We start from the raw sequence: 15405 nt of genomic DNA, 5'->3' as shown, positions 1-15405 counted from the left end.
GGCAGGTGAGAAGCCGATGATCGTTGCCAATGAAATCCTGATCTCGGCCTTCACCTTCGTCCTCCTTGTGGGGGTCTCCCTCGGCTGCCTGTTCGGGCACACCAGGCTTTCCCCCAAGCAGCTTCAGGAAGACACGAACGCGACCGTCCGGATCGTCGCCAACGTGTTCGTGGTCATCGCATCCCTGGTGCTGGGCCTGATGCTGAGCTCGGCCAAGAACACGTTTCAGGCCGTGGACGACGACCTTCATGCCTATGCCACGGATCTCATCCTGCTGGACAAGACGATCCGCTCCCTGGGGCCGCTCGGCGACGAGGCCCATCGCGGGCTCGTCGCCTATCTGGACAGGGCGCTCAGCTCCAATCCCGGCGTTGCCGCCGACCGGGAGGCTGGCCTCCTGTTGGACGAGGTCGGGAATCGTCTGAGGGCGATCCGTGTCACGGACGATCAGCAGACGGCCCTCTGGAACGAGGCGCGAGAGCTCTATCGGGAGGTCCTCGACGAGCGCTGGGTGATCGCCGGTCAGTCGGGAGGGACGATCCCGATGCCTCTCATCATTGTCGTGATCGCCTGGCTCGTCCTGATCTTCGCGAGCTTCGGCTATAGGTCGCCACGGAATGCGGTGGTCATCGGCACGCTCATCGCCGCCGCCTTCCTCATCTCCGCCTCGCTCTGCCTGATCCTGGACATGGACAATCCGTCATCGGGGCTGATCCAGGTCTCGGACATGCCCCTGCAGCGTGTGCTGGAGCAGATCCGGCAATAAGGCCCCGAGACCGGAACCCAATCTTGAACGCGGCATTGTTTCCTGCGTCGCCAGCGGGCGGCTTTCCCCATGTTCCCCAAGCCCCAAAGGAGTCGACGGGTGCCCTGGCTGCGCAGGCTTGCGACATTGTTCTGCCTGATCCTGGCATCCTCCGCCTCGGCTCGCCCGGGTGTCAGTAATCCGCAAACATCCGCTCCCCTCTTCCACGGCAACTGGTGCGGTGTGGGAGACGCCGATCGCGCTTCGCCCGTCGATGCGCTCGATGCCGCCTGCCGGGCCCACGATCTTTGTTATGAGCAGGCCGGGCGAGGAGCCTGCATTTGCGACCGGGCTCTTCTGAAGGCGACAGCCGCCCTCATTCGAAGCCCGGCCGTGCAGGAAAGCGTGCGCAGCAAGGCTGCCACCGTGAATTCCCTCTTCAGCGCCGTCTTATGCCGGGAAGACGGGAAAAACACGCATCCCCGTAGAAAGCGCTGAATTCCCGGTCTCCCCCCACCTTCCCCCAGGGCCTTAACCGCGCTATAGCCCCCGGCAACCGCCTGCCGCCCGGCAGGCCTGTTCCAGCCCTTCAAGAGCAAGGTGAGATCATGGCGAAGATCAAGGTTGCCAATCCGGTCGTCGAACTCGACGGCGACGAGATGACCCGCATCATTTGGCAGTTCATCAAAGACAAGCTGATCCACCCCTATCTCGACATCGACCTGAAGTACTACGACCTCGGCATCGAGCACCGCGACGCCACCAACGACAAGGTCACCGTCGAAGCCGCAGAGGCCATCAAGAAGTACGGCGTCGGCGTGAAGTGCGCCACCATCACGCCGGACGAGGCCCGTGTGGAAGAGTTCAAGCTGAAGGACATGTGGAAGTCGCCCAACGGCACGATCCGCAACATCCTCGGCGGCGTGATCTTCCGTGAGCCGATCATCTGCAAGAACGTTCCGCGCCTCGTGCCCGGCTGGACCCAGCCGATCATCGTCGGCCGTCACGCCTTCGGCGACCAGTACAAGGCCACGGACTTCAAGGTGCCCGGCAAGGGCCGCATGACGATCAAGTTCGAGGGCGAGGACGGCACCGTCATCGAGAAGGAAATCTTCAAGTTCCCCGGCGCCGGCGTCGCCATGGGCATGTACAATCTCGACGAGTCGATCCGCGAGTTCGCCCGCGCCTCTATGAACTACGGCCTGAACCGCAAGTATCCGGTCTATCTCTCCACGAAGAACACGATCCTCAAGGCCTATGACGGCCGCTTCAAGGACATCTTCGAGGAAGTCTACCAGAACGAGTTCAAGGCGAAGTTCGATGCCGCCGGCATCCATTACGAGCACCGCCTCATCGACGACATGGTGGCCTCGGCCCTCAAGTGGTCGGGCGGCTATGTGTGGGCCTGTAAGAACTACGACGGCGACGTGCAGTCCGACACGGTTGCCCAGGGCTTCGGCTCGCTCGGCCTCATGACCTCCGTGCTGATGACGCCGGACGGCCAGACGGTGGAAGCGGAAGCCGCCCACGGCACCGTGACCCGCCATTACCGCGAGCATCAGAAGGGCAAGGAGACCTCCACGAACTCCATCGCCTCGATCTTCGCCTGGACCCGTGGCCTCGCCCACCGCGCCAAGCTCGACAACAATGCCGATCTCGCCAAGTTCGCCGCGACCCTCGAGAAGGTCTGCGTGGACACGGTGGAATCCGGCTTCATGACGAAGGACCTCGCCCTTCTCGTCGGCGCCGAGCAGAAGTGGCTCTCCACCACCGGCTTCCTCGACAAGATTGACGAGAACCTCAAGAAGGCGATGGCTGCTTAATCGAAAGATTCATCCTCTTGGAGATAAAAGCCCGGGCAAATACCGGGCTTTTTTTATTACGCAAAAAGGTAAAATTTAGATAAAAACCTATAAAATACAATAGGTTATAAAACAGCCTGCATATTATCGTTATGCCTGCACCAATTTATATAAACTGCACATCTGTTAATAACCTGCGCGCTACGGCTTGACCTGCAGGCTCGGTCACGTTCTAATGTCTCATCAGATTGGAGATTAGCATGTCGACAGGTCTTTTACGTATTATTCAAAATCATGATCGTTCACTTGAAGAAGATTGGGCGCCGTCTTCCGGTTTCCGTTATTCACGCTATGCCATTTCAAATCTTCGTGGTGGCATAGGAAAATCAACTATATCTTTTAACTTAGCTTATATGTTCTCTAGAATGGAGAACACGCTTATACTTGATCTATGCCCGCAAAGAAATCTTACTGAGTCAATAGTTAGAGGTCAAAAACATGCTATAACCATTGCCGATGCCATCCGTCCAAAAGTCCTTGGACCAGCTTTTGGGGTAGTACCTGACGATATTGCTTATCGGATTAGCGGGCTGAATGAGCACTTTAAAGGAGGAAAACGAAGCTACTTTGTCCCCGGCGATGGCGCTTTATTCTCTTTCCCTTCTTCTCTCTATCAGCAACTGCAGCAAGCGATGGCTGCAAACAATACTAATGCAGTGAAGAATATTTTGCTTAGTCTCGGCGAAATTATCGAAGATGAGATGGAAGATAAATCGTGCGCAGCGTGCTTAATGGATTGCAGTCCATTTTATGCTGGAGCCACTCATCTGGCCTGGTGTGCATCAGATGCAATTATCATACCTGTTCGCGTCGATGAGCACTCAATCGATTCGCTCGAATTAACATTGAAGATGCTTGCCGACAAAGATAGCGACTTCAACATCTGGGCAGATCGCGCTGGAGGATTACCATCTCCGAAAGTAGCAGCCATTGTAATGACCATGGTAGGCGCACGAAGTCCAAAGAAAGGCGTAAAAGATCTTGCTTCACGCATGTACGTCGAACGTGCCTACAAAGTAGCGACGAAATATCCGCAGCTCTTCGATTACGATGATCCCGCTGATGCTTTTGCTATTACGGATGACTTTATGTCAGCAGGCCGTATCAGCGGCGCTCAATCGATTCCAATTCCGATGCTTCAGGTTGGCAGCTTCAAAACCGTCGACGGGAAGAGACTTCAAGTCAATAAATCACAAGTCAAATACAAGAGAGAACTTGAATATTTGACCGATATTCTCTAATTATATTTAGTTCATATTGAATATAATATATGTTACTGTTTACGCAGTATTTCGTCCTAGCGCAAAAAATGGCCGGGCTTGTCCCGGCCATTTTTGTTATAGAATAGCGGGCGACTCGAAGAGGCCCGCGATGAAGACCATTTCCGTATTGAAGCACCTGTCCCTAGCGCTCGTTGCCAGTGCCTTGCTAAACGCGGGCAGTACTCAAGCCCAATCCCCGCTCCAGGCCGTCCGCCTGCGCGAGATCAAGGATCTCGACAAGCTCGATCCCAACTGGATCATGGGCATGTGCAACCTCCCCGGCCTCGAGTGCAACAAGGTGGAGGAGCCGAAGCTCTATGAGCGCAAGACGGAGACGGGCAGCGAATACTATGCCGTGATGGTGAACCGGACGATTTCCCGTCTTGCGATGAAAGCCCCAGGCCAATGGCAGGTACTGAACCGCTGGAGCTTCGAGAAATATCCGCTGCCGGCATCGGAAGACGGTTCCGAGGTGAGGATGGTCGACATCCACCCTGCCCTCTATCCCACGGGCTCCGGCCTCTGGGCCGTCGCCGTGCTCAACCGCATTCGGGAAGGGTATTCGGGCGGCGGCGCTGAATTCGTCATTGCCGATTTCGTCACGCTCGATCCCGAGATGACGGAAGTCACTGAGGATCAACGTCGTTACAACAACGTGCCGTTCAGCTGCACCAAGACGGTGCGCGCCTGCTTCACTGAGAAAGAGCAAAAGACCTCGCCGCATTGCCAGGACGAGACCAGCGGCTACCTCACGCTGAAATTCGAACTGAATCCGGCAAGCCATTTCCATGATTGGACTGCCACCTGGAACGAGACCTCCTGGCCTGCCGGCGTTCCGAAATCTGCACAAAAGAAAACGCAGCAGACGGAGCGTCTCGAACCGATCAAGCACGATGTCGGCCCCAAGGGCTTCATGCCGAAGTCATTCGCATTCTGCGAAGGCGGGCCGGTGGATTTCTAATCGGGCTTAGCGCCCTAGATCATCTGCCTCAGAGTTCTTAAGCCTAAGGCTGTTGCATGTCGGACCGACGCCCATCCATCATGACCGGCGGATGCCAATGCGGCGCGGTGCGCTATGCGCTTTATGCGCAGCCGACGGGCGCGAATATCTGCCACTGCCGTATGTGCCAGAAGGCTTTCGGGAATCTCTTTGCCGCATTCACGGGCGTGCAGCCGAAGGACTTCGCGTGGACGCGCGGCGAGCCAGGAATCTTCAACAGCTCGGATGATGTTGAGCGCGGCTTCTGCCGTGATTGCGGGACGCCTTTGTCGTTCCGCAACACCAAATGGAACCGCATCTGTATCTCGATCGGCAGCCTCGATGATCCGTCCCAAATCAGGATCGAGAAGCAATTCAGCATCGACAGGCGCGTTCCTGACTTTGAGGTTCTTCACACCATTCCCGTGGTGGACACGGATGAAGAGGAAATCCAGTCTCGTCAGCATCCGGACCACGATTGACGTTTTGACGCCAAGGAGCCGATGATCGGTTTGTCTTCGAGAAAGGAGCGCCCATGTCAGAAGCATCATCCCCAAGCATGACAGGCGGCTGCCAGTGCGGCGCGGTGCGCTATGCGCTGATGTCGGAGCCGACGCATACGAGCATCTGCCATTGCCGCATGTGCCAGAAGGCTTTCGGGAACTACTTTTCCGCGCTGACGGGCGTGCCGCGCAAGGATCTGGTTTGGACGAAAGGAAAGCCCGGAAGTTTCAGGAGCTCAGAGGCGGTCGAGCGCGGGTTCTGCCGGGATTGCGGCACGCCGCTGACCTATAATGCTCTTGAGACGGATCGTATCTGCATCTCCATCGGCAGCCTGGACCATCCCGAAAAAGTCGATCCGGAAATCCAATACGGCACCGAAGGCAGGCTCCCCGCCTTCGAGCGGCTTCACACGCTCCCAGGCATCAGCACCGAGGATGACAATCCGCCCGAGCTGCTGGCGAAAATGAAATCCCGCCAGCATCCCGATCACGATTGAAGATCGGCTGCCCTTCCCGCCGTCTCGGGAGAGCGGCAGCCAAGGTCACAGGCCCCTATCAAGAAATCCAAGCCGTTTTCGAACCCGACCGGCCATTGACGCATTGATCCATCGATACCTTTGCCGGACGTGAAACAGCGCGACCGGCCCCAGGGAACGAGAGGAAAAGCCTTGGTTGTCGTATCCAGCTCAGGTCCCATAAGACCGCTTCACCCTCTGCATGCCATCCTTCTTGCGTTTCCGCTTCCTTTGTTCGCGGGCGCGCTGATCAGCGACTTCGCGTATCGAGCGAGCTTTCACGCGCAATGGAGCAATTTCTCGTCCTGGCTCATTGCCGGCGGCTTGGTCGGCGGCGGCTTCGCGACGCTCTGGGCATTGATCAATCTCTTTCGCAGGCAACCCGCACACAAAGGGCGGATGATCGTCTATTTCGCTCTGCTGCTCGTCATGTGGGTGCTCGGCTTCATCAATGCCCTCGTCCACGCGAAAGATGCCTGGGCGACCATGCCGGAAGGCCTCTATCTCTCGGCGATCACCACGCTCCTGGCCCTTGTCGCATCCTGGATCGGCTATTCCGGATTTCATGCGGGAGGGATGAAATGATCCGCTCGATCCTCCTCATCGGTATGCTGACAATCGCCCTCTCTGCCGGCGACGCTGGAGCCCAGCCGCAGCAATTTGGCCCGAACCCGAACCTGCCCGAGCCGGAACGCGGATTGCTGCCCAACATGAAGATCCCGCGGCCGGCTAATTGGGGCAATGATCTCCCGAAAGTGCCATCGGGATACAAGATTCAAGCGATTGCCACGGATCTCAAGATTCCGCGTCAAACCCTGCTGCTTCCCAATGGCGATATTCTGGTGGCCGAAGGGTCCGGCGGCTATGCGCCGAACGTTCGCCCCAAGGACGTGATCGCGGGCTACATCAAGAGCCTCGGCAAGAGCTCGGTGAAGGGCGGCAATCGTCTGACTCTGCTGCGCGACGCCGATGGCGACGGCGCTTACGAAATGCAGGGCGTCTTCGCCGATAACCTCGATGCACCCTATGGCCTCGCGCTCGTCAACGGCGCCCTCTATGTCGCCAACCAGGACGCGCTGGTGCGCTTCGATTATCGCGACGGCGACACCAAGGCGAGCGGGCCTCCGGTAAAGGTCACCGACCTGCCTTCCAAGATCAATCACCACTGGACGAAGGCGATGACCGCCAGCGCGGACGGGCGCTTTCTCTATGTGGGCATCGGCTCCAACAGCAACATCACCGAGCGTGGGATGGATGCCGAGGAAGATCGGGCCATGATCTGGCAGATCGATGTGCAGACGGGAGCGCACAGGCCCTACGCAACCGGCCTTCGCAACCCGACCGCGCTCACGATTCAGCCCGGCACAGGACAGCTCTGGGCGGTCGTGAACGAGCGGGATGAAATCGGCCCCGACCTCGTTCCCGATTACCTGACCTCTGTGAAGGAAGGCGCCTTCTACGGATGGCCCTACAGCTATTGGGGCCAGAATGTCGATCCGCGCGCGCAGCCGCAGGACCCGGAAAAGGTCGCCGCCGCCATTCGCCCTGATTATGCCTTGGGATCGCATGTGGCAGCACTCGGCGTCGCTTTCTCGACACCGGCCATGGGCCCTGATTTCTCTGAGGGCGTATTCGTGGGCATGCACGGGAGCTGGAACCGCGACGCTCCGGTGGGCTACAAGGTGGTCTTCATCCCATTCCGCGATGGCAAGCCAGCCGGAGACCCGGTCGATTTCGTGTCCGGCTTCCTGGTGGGCGATGGCAACACCCGTGGCCGTCCGGTGGGCGTGACGGTCGACCCGCGCGGAGCCCTGATCGTCGCAGACGATCTGTCGAATACGATTTGGAGAATTACGAAAAACTAGTCCGGCCCAATCCTGCAGAGACCGGCGCTTCAAAATGAAAAGATCCCGGATCGTTTTCGCGATCCGGGATCTTTTTAAATCAGGTTGCCGACATCGCAGCTTCGATGGCGGTGAGCGCGGCTTCCGCCTGCGCTCCGTCGGGGCCACCGGCCTGAGCCATGTCGCGGCGTCCGCCGCCGCCCTTGCCGCCGAGGATTTCGGAGCCGACGCGCACGAGCGAAACCGCGTCGTATTTCGACGTCAGATCATCCGTGACGGCGACGACGATGCCGGCCTTGCCGTCATCGGCCACGCCGACGATGGCGACGACGCCGGAGCCGAGGCGCTTCTTGCCTTCATCCGCAAGGCTCTTCAGATCCTTCATCTCGACGCCGGTGACGGCACGCGCCATCAGCTTGGTGCCGGCGACATCCTTGATCGGATCGCCGCCGCCTGCGGCACCGCCGCCCATGGCGAGCTTGCGACGCGCTTCGGCGAGTTCGCGCTCCAGCTTGCGGCGCTCTTCGAGCAACGCGGAGAGACGCGAGGACACGTCATCGACCGGTGTCTTCAAGATGCTCGCAACTTCGCGCAGCTTACGGCTCTCATCGGCGAGATAACGACGCGCGGCGTCGCCCGTCATCGCTTCGAGGCGGCGCACGCCTGCGGCGACTGCGCTCTCGGCCACGATGGTGACGAGACCGATATCGCCCGTGCGGTTCACATGCGTGCCGCCGCAGAGTTCGATGGAGAAGGTCTTGTTGCCATCGGTCTTGCCCATGGAGACGACGCGAACCTCGTCGCCATACTTCTCGCCGAAGAGCGCGCGCGCACCGGACTCGATGGCCTCGTCAACGGCCATGAGCTTGGTGACGACCGGCTCGTTCTGGAGCAGCACACGATTGGCGATCTCCTCCACTTCCTTCAGCTCCGCATCCTCGATGGGCTTCGGGTGGCTGAAGTCGAAGCGCAGGCGGTCGGGCGCAACCATCGAGCCCTTCTGGGCCACGTGATCGCCGAGCACCTGACGAAGCGCCTCATGCAGAAGGTGGGTCGCCGAGTGGTTCGAACGCACGGCCGAGCGGCGCTCGTGATCGACATTCAGCTCCAGCGATTGATTGAGCTTCAGCGCACCGTGCTCCACCGTGACGTGATGCACGAAGAGATCGCCAAGCTTCTTCTCGGTGCTGGTGACGCGAACGCGTGCGCCCTCGCCCTGCATCACGCCGGTATCGCCGACCTGACCGCCGGACTCGCCATAGAACGGCGTCTGGTTCAGGACCACGAGGCCGGTCTCGCCAGCCTTCAGCTCCGACACTTCCTTGCCGTCCTTGAGCAGCGCCACGACAACGCCCTCGGCCTGCTCGGTATCGTAGCCAAAGAATTCGGTCGCGCCGGTGCGCTCCTTGACGCCGAACCACACGGTCTCCGTCGCTGCCTCGCCTGAGCCGGACCAGGCCGCGCGGGCCTTCTCGCGCTGGCGCTCCATGGCGGCGTTGAAGGCATCCGTGTCGACGCCGATGCCGCGCGGCTTCAGCGCGTCCTGCGTGAGATCGAGCGGGAAGCCGTAGGTGTCGTAGAGCGTGAAGGCCGTATCGCCCGAGAGGTTCTGGCCCTTGGTGAGATTGCGGGCTTCATCGTCGAGAATCGTGAGGCCGCGCTCGAGGGTCTTGCGGAAGCGGGTTTCCTCCAGCTTCAGCGTCTCGGTGATCAGCGCTTCGGCGCGGATCAGCTCAGGATAGGCCTGCCCCATCTCGCGCACCAGAGCGGGCACGAGGCGGTACATGATCGGATCGCGCGCGCCAAGCAGCTGCGCATGGCGCATGGCGCGGCGCATGATGCGGCGAAGCACGTAGCCGCGGCCCTCGTTCGACGGCAGCACGCCATCGGCCACGAGGAAGCACGATGTGCGCAGGTGATCCGCGATCACGCGATGCGAGGCCTTGCGGTCGCCTTCCGGCGCCACGCCGGTGGCATGGGCCACGGCCTCGATGAGCGTGCGGAACAGATCCGTGTCGTAGTTCGAATACACGCCCTGCATGATCGCGGAGATGCGCTCCAGGCCCATGCCGGTATCGATGGAGGGCTTGGGCAGAGCGATGCGATTGCCGGGCTCGATCTGCTCGTATTGCATGAACACGAGGTTCCAGAATTCGAGGAAACGGTCGCCGTCCTCCTCCGGGCTGCCGGGAGGGCCGCCCCAGAGCTTGTCGCCCTGGTCGATGAAGATTTCCGAGCACGGACCGCAGGGGCCGGTATCGCCCATCTGCCAGAAATTGTCCGAGGTCGGGATACGGATGATCTTGGAATCCGAGAAGCCGGCGATCTTCTTCCAGAGGTTCGCAGCCTCGTCGTCGTCATGGTAGACGGTGACCAGCAGCTTCTCCTTCGGGAGATCGAACTCCTTGGTGATCAGATTCCAGGCGAGCTCGATGGCGCGTTCCTTGAAGTAATCACCGAACGAGAAATTGCCGAGCATCTCGAAGAAGGTGTGGTGGCGCGCCGTGTAGCCGACATTGTCCAAGTCGTTGTGCTTGCCGCCCGCGCGAACGCATTTCTGCGAGCTCGCCGCCGTGCTGTAGGGTCGCTTCTCGACACCCGTAAACACGTTCTTGAACTGCACCATGCCCGCGTTCGTGAACATCAGGGTCGGGTCGTTGCGCGGCACGAGGGGGCTCGATGCCACGACCTCATGGCCGTTCTTGGCGAAGTAATCGAGGAAGGTCGACCGGATTTCGTTGACGCCGCTCATGGGTTCTCAAACTCGGGAATTGGGGCTTTTCGGGCCCGGTAATCTGTTGATGTGGGCCGGTTTTAGCGGTCCCCGGCCCCTCTGTCGAGGCACTGCCAAGACTTACGGCACAATTGAAATTCAAATAGGCGACCTGGCTAGGCCAAGGAGGCTTCCCTAATCCTCGCGTTCATGAATGCGACCAATCCGTCTCTGTCGGTCAACCGGCTTAAGGCTGATGAAGGGATAGCGACAGTGGAATAGTTTCGCATGATCAAATAGAGACCACTCTTATCTTCCTCGCATGAGAAGATGGCAGCCCAAGGGGTAATCTGGACGGAGCGGGGCGCCCTCGACAGGATACCCTTCGAACCGATGATCAGCTTTATCGGCTCAGATTGCCTGAAGGTACCAAACACTCTGCCATGAAGCCTTTTCAGTTCAGCGTTGAATATTATGTTCCTGAAGACAAGAAAGCTAATGCCGCCTGCCCAATATGCAGAAGCTACTGTAAAGCCATAATTTATTAGGCAAAATAAAGTCGCTGTTAAGATCAAACACATGACAAGCGTAGCAAGGAATGTCACCGAATTCCTTCGCCCCTTCATGTAAGAGATCAGCATCTTATGACTTTGAAGGTACGCTTTATAGTCATCAGTAGAGACATCGAGCATCCAATGTATCTCCCCCACATCTGAATTCGCAGGATCAATGCAATAGATGCTGTAATCTCTAGATACTTCGCTGCTCATGAAAAACTTGCTCAGGTACGAGTTTCCTAAAGAGCTACAAAGTTTCACATACAATTGAAATAATAAAGTTGGGCTTAGCGCAGTTCTACTCACGATCATCCCATGCAAAAAGACCGCCGCGATCTCTCGCGACGGCCCTTCCTTTGCCCTTGAAGGAGAGCAAACCTCGTTATTCAGCAGAACCTTCATCCAGGTCGTCGGCGGTCGGGGTCGCCTGTTCCAGGATGCGGTCGGCGAGCAAGCCGGCATTCTGGCGGATCAGGGCCTCGATCTTGCCGGCAACCTCGGGGTTGTCGCGCAGGAACTGCTTGGCGTTCTCCCGGCCTTGGCCAAGGCGCTGGCTGTCGTAGGAGAACCACGCGCCGGACTTGTCGACGATGCCGGCCTTGACGCCGAGATCGACGAGCTCGCCCACCTTGGACACGCCCTCGCCGAACATGATGTCGAACTCGACCTGCTTGAAGGGCGGAGCGACCTTGTTCTTGACGACCTTCACGCGCACCTGGTTGCCGATCGGATCGTCGCGATCCTTCAGCGTCGAGACGCGGCGGATGTCGAGGCGGACCGAAGCGTAGAACTTCAGGGCGTTGCCGCCCGTGGTCGTCTCAGGCGAGCCGTACATGACACCGATCTTCATGCGGATCTGGTTGATGAAGATCACCATCGTGTTCGAACGGGAGATCGAACCGGTGAGCTTGCGCAGAGCCTGGCTCATGAGGCGGGCCTGGAGGCCCGGCTGAACCTCGCCCATTTCGCCGTCGAGCTCGGCCTTGGGGGTCAGCGCCGCCACCGAGTCGATGACGAGCACGTCGACCGCGCCGGAGCGCACCAGGGTATCGGCGATTTCGAGGGCCTGCTCGCCGGTGTCGGGCTGGGAGATCAGGAGATCGTCCAGGTTGACGCCGAGCTTGCGGGCATAAACGGGATCGAGCGCGTGTTCCGCGTCCACGAAGGCGCAGACGCCGCCCTTCTTCTGGGCTTCGGCGATGGTGTGCAGCGCCAGCGTGGTCTTACCGGACGATTCCGGCCCGTAGATCTCGATGATGCGGCCGCGGGGCAGACCGCCCACGCCGAGCGCGATATCGAGGCCGAGCGAACCCGTCGAGACGGTTTCGATTTCAACCGGCTGCTGGCCCTTGCCGAGCCGCATGATCGAGCCCTTGCCGAAGGCACGCTCGATCTGAGAGAGCGCCGCGTCGAGAGCTTTCGATTTGTCTTTATCCATTGATGTATTTTCCACCAGTCTCAGAGAGGACTGCGACATGACCAGAACATCCTTATGGCAGGAGGAGGAGTGAATCTCAACGCGGTGTTGAGAAGATATATGTACTCACTTTGTTCCTAGTCGCAAGTTCTTTTTTCGTTCTCATTCGAGAATTCACAGCCCTTTAGCAGGCCATGATGTCGCAGAAAATTATTTTTTATTTTTCAGTAATTTACTGCCCGATCACCTGTTTCACGGTCTCCACCAGCTGACGCAGGCTGAAGGGCTTGGGTAGGAAGTTGAATTCCTCGCCTTCAGGCAGGTTCTTGCGGAAGGCCTCTTCCGCGTAGCCGGACACGAAGATCACCTTGAGATCGGGATAGAGCTTGCGCAATTCGCCGAGCAGCGTGGGGCCATCCATCTCCGGCATCACCACGTCGGAGACCACGAGGTCCACCGGCGCGCCGCGCTCCTGAATGATCTCCATCGCCTCGACGCCTGAGGCCGCCTCCAGCACCGTGTAGCCACGTGCCGTCAGCGCGCGCGCATTCACCGCGCGAACCGGGTCCTCGTCCTCCACGAGGAGAATCGTGCCCTGCCCCGTCATGTCGGCGGCAGGTTTCTTGACCGCATCAGCCTTGGGCTCCTCGGGAGCCTCCTGCACATCCGGGATGTGGCGCGGCAGGTAGATGCTGAAGGTCGTGCCCTCGCCCGGCTTCGAATTCACGTCGATATAGCCGCCCGACTGCTTCACGATGCCGAACACCGTCGAGAGGCCGAGGCCCGTGCCCTTGCCCACTTCCTTCGTGGTGAAGAAGGGCTCGAAGATTTTCTCCACCACATCGGAGGTCATGCCGGTGCCCGTGTCCGACACCTCCACCAACACGTAATCGGCGGGCGGCATGGCGCTGACATTCAGACGCGCTGCATCCTGCGCGGAGACATTGGCCGTGCGGATCGCGAGCTTGCCGCCATCGGGCATGGCATCGCGCGCGTTGACCGCAAGATTCACCACCACCTGCTCGAACTGGTTCACGTCCGCTTTCACGAACCACAGCTCGCGGCCATGACTGAGGTCGAGCTCCACGCGCTCGCCAAGAAGGCGCTTGAGCAGCATGGAGAGATCGTAGAGCCGGTCGTTGAGATTGAGCACTTCCGGCCGCAGGGTCTGGCGGCGCGAGAAGGCGAGCAGCTGGCGCACCAGGCTCGCGGCCCGGTTCGCGTTCTGCTTGATCTGCATGATGTCCTGGAAGGACGGATCGGTGGGGCGGTGATTGGCGAGCAAAAGATCGCTGTAGCCGATGATCGCCTGGAGCACGTTGTTGAAGTCGTGCGCGACGCCGCCGGCGAGTTGGCCGACCGCGTTCATTTTCTGCGACTGCGCGAGCTGCTCCTCGACTTTGCGGAAATCCGTGGTGTCGAGCGCATAGAGGATCGCCGTCTCGCCATCGGCGCCCGTATCGCCCGCGGGCGTCACCCAGACGCGCACGGAGCCGCCGCTCTCGCCTGCCGTCTGCAATTCGAGCGGCGCGATATCACCCCGGTTTTCGGCAACGGCCTTGAGAGCCGCATCGAGCGGTCCGCTCTCGCGGAAGCTGTCGAAGATCGAAGGCCCCTCGCCCACGCTGTCGCTCGTGCGCGGCAGGATGCCGAAGAGCTTTGAGAACGGCGCGTTGGCGTGAACGATGCGGCTGGCCTTATTCACGGTCGCGATCGCGATGGGCGTGTTGTTGAAGAAGCGCACGAAGCGCACTTCGGCGGCGCGCTGCCCCTCGTCGCCCTCGACGCCCTGCGAGCGATTGATGACCAGCGTGCGCGAAGCGCCCATATGGCCATCCTGCCCGAAGGCGATGCGGTGATAGAGCCGCGCGGGCAGGAACTGGCCGTTGCGGCGGCGCAGATCCAGGTCGAAGGTTTCGGTGCGCACGGTGCCCGGATCGCCGGTGAACGAGGTCATCATCGCCACCACATTGCGCGGCAGGATATCGGTCAGGTTCAGGCCGCCGGATCCGACCTGGGCGAGATCGTAATCGAGCCAGGTGGCGAGCGTCGCGTTGAGATAGATGATCGAGCCATTGGGATCGATGGAGAGGAAGCCCGCCGGCGCATGATCGAGATAATCGATGGCGTGCTGCAGTTCCTGGAAGACGTTCTCCTGCCGCTCGCGCTCATGGGTGATATCGGCGATGCTCCACAAAGCCGTGTCCCGGCGTCCTCCGCGCGGCATGGGCCGTACGCGAACGCGATACCAGCCGAATTCCTGCGCGCCGCCGAGGGATGGGGAAAGGCGGATTTCCTCCGTGCCCGTGCGCTGCTCGCGGCCAGCCTGAGCCAAACGATAGATCGCCTCCGAGACTTCCGGCGCGCCCATGAACAGGCGCTCGACGGGGCGGGGCTCGCCCGTGTCGGAGCGCGCGAAGGAGAGATAGGATTCATTCGCATAGAGGATGCGGCCATCCTCATCGATCACGGCCAGCCCCTCGCCTGCCGTGTCGGCCATGAGCTTGGTGATGTCGTTACGGACGGTCTGTCCCGCGAATTGAATAACGCCGATGGCCCAGGCGAAGAGGAAGAACACGCCCGCCATGGCGAAGAAGGCGAGAAGCCCGAGGATGAGGAATTGGGTCTGTTCGCCGTTGAGATAGCGGATGCTGAAGGCCGCGCCGACCAGAACGGCGACGAGCATGAGAACCCATCCGAAATGGCCGGGACGGTCGGATCGGTCGATGGTCGAGCCCTTCGGCATGTCGCCCTGATGAGCCATGAACTTCACTATCCTTCAGAGCGCCATTGCGCCACATCCCTCGGCGTCTGGTCGTGGAACGTCCTACACGGAATTTATTGATTGACCTCTAAGGCGGCTTCAAGAGCCTGCGCAAGAGTACTGAAGAACTCCTGAATGGTTTGCTTTTCAGGGGAATAATTCTCAGCCTGCCCCTCGACGGCCACATTTTGCGTGCTTGAGAGCCTCTTCCGCTTTCCCCTGCGGTTTGCGTGGTTTCACCTGA

At 59.7% G+C, this 15405-nt stretch carries 12 protein-coding genes; 9 read left to right on the top strand and 3 right to left on the bottom strand.

The genetic code is table 11. The features are described 5' to 3' along the window. Window positions 1–16: 16 nt before the first annotated feature. The 9 genes from MJ639_RS13500 to MJ639_RS13460 all read left to right on the top strand — a co-directional run bounded on the left by MJ639_RS13500 (window position 17) and on the right by MJ639_RS13460 (window position 7731). Window positions 17–766, top strand: a complete 750-nt coding sequence (locus tag MJ639_RS13500) for a bestrophin-like domain (RefSeq protein ID WP_243373697.1) — start codon at window positions 17–19, stop codon at window positions 764–766. 99 nt (window positions 767–865) lie between these two features. Beyond that, entirely contained in the window at window positions 866–1243 is a 378-nt protein-coding gene (locus MJ639_RS13495; RefSeq protein WP_243373695.1) for a phospholipase A2 family protein, read from the top strand. Between the two features lie 110 nt (window positions 1244–1353). Further along, window positions 1354–2568 carry an NADP-dependent isocitrate dehydrogenase gene (locus tag MJ639_RS13490; protein WP_243373693.1) on the top strand — a complete coding sequence of 405 codons (1215 nt, stop codon included), beginning with the start codon at window positions 1354–1356 and terminating at the stop codon, window positions 2566–2568. Window positions 2569–2807: 239 nt separating this feature from the next. After that, window positions 2808–3848, top strand: a complete 1041-nt coding sequence (locus MJ639_RS13485; RefSeq protein WP_243373691.1) for a ParA family protein — start codon at window positions 2808–2810, stop codon at window positions 3846–3848. Between the two features lie 130 nt (window positions 3849–3978). After that, a complete protein-coding gene (locus tag MJ639_RS13480; protein WP_243373680.1) occupies window positions 3979–4830 on the top strand; it encodes a hypothetical protein in 852 nt (283 codons plus the stop codon). 56 nt (window positions 4831–4886) lie between these two features. Then, complete coding sequence (locus MJ639_RS13475; RefSeq protein WP_243373678.1) at window positions 4887–5330, top strand: GFA family protein; 444 nt, start codon at window positions 4887–4889, stop codon at window positions 5328–5330. 53 nt (window positions 5331–5383) lie between these two features. Continuing rightward, the gene (locus tag MJ639_RS13470; protein ID WP_243373676.1) at window positions 5384–5848 is read left to right on the top strand and encodes a GFA family protein; all 465 of its coding nucleotides are present in this window, start codon (window positions 5384–5386) and stop codon (window positions 5846–5848) included. A 171-nt stretch (window positions 5849–6019) separates the two neighbouring features. Continuing rightward, window positions 6020–6451: a DUF2231 domain-containing protein gene (locus MJ639_RS13465; protein ID WP_243373674.1), complete on the top strand. Its 432-nt coding sequence runs from the start codon at window positions 6020–6022 to the stop codon at window positions 6449–6451. After that, window positions 6448–7731 (top strand): PQQ-dependent sugar dehydrogenase, encoded by a 1284-nt coding sequence (locus MJ639_RS13460; protein WP_243373672.1) that lies wholly within the window; start codon window positions 6448–6450, stop codon window positions 7729–7731. The genes MJ639_RS13465 and MJ639_RS13460 overlap by 4 nt, the downstream gene beginning before the upstream one ends. 79 nt (window positions 7732–7810) lie before the next feature. Here the strand turns inward: MJ639_RS13460 and alaS are convergent, their stop codons facing one another. The 3 genes from alaS to cckA all read right to left on the bottom strand — a co-directional run bounded on the left by alaS (window position 7811) and on the right by cckA (window position 15161). Beyond that, a complete protein-coding gene (gene alaS, locus MJ639_RS13455; RefSeq protein WP_243373670.1) occupies window positions 7811–10462 on the bottom strand; it encodes an alanine--tRNA ligase in 2652 nt (883 codons plus the stop codon). Between the two features lie 900 nt (window positions 10463–11362). Next, window positions 11363–12457 carry a recombinase RecA gene (recA, locus tag MJ639_RS13450; RefSeq protein ID WP_279306631.1) on the bottom strand — a complete coding sequence of 365 codons (1095 nt, stop codon included), beginning with the start codon at window positions 12455–12457 and terminating at the stop codon, window positions 11363–11365. Between the two features lie 172 nt (window positions 12458–12629). After that, complete coding sequence (cckA, locus tag MJ639_RS13445) at window positions 12630–15161, bottom strand: cell cycle histidine kinase CckA (RefSeq protein WP_243373666.1); 2532 nt, start codon at window positions 15159–15161, stop codon at window positions 12630–12632. Window positions 15162–15405: the final 244 nt, after the last annotated feature.

Source organism: Microvirga solisilvae, assembly GCF_022808595.1.
GTDB lineage: Bacteria > Pseudomonadota > Alphaproteobacteria > Rhizobiales > Beijerinckiaceae > Microvirga > Microvirga solisilvae.
Note: the sequence above shows the minus strand (reverse complement) of the source record. Positions and strands in the feature narration are given on the sequence as shown.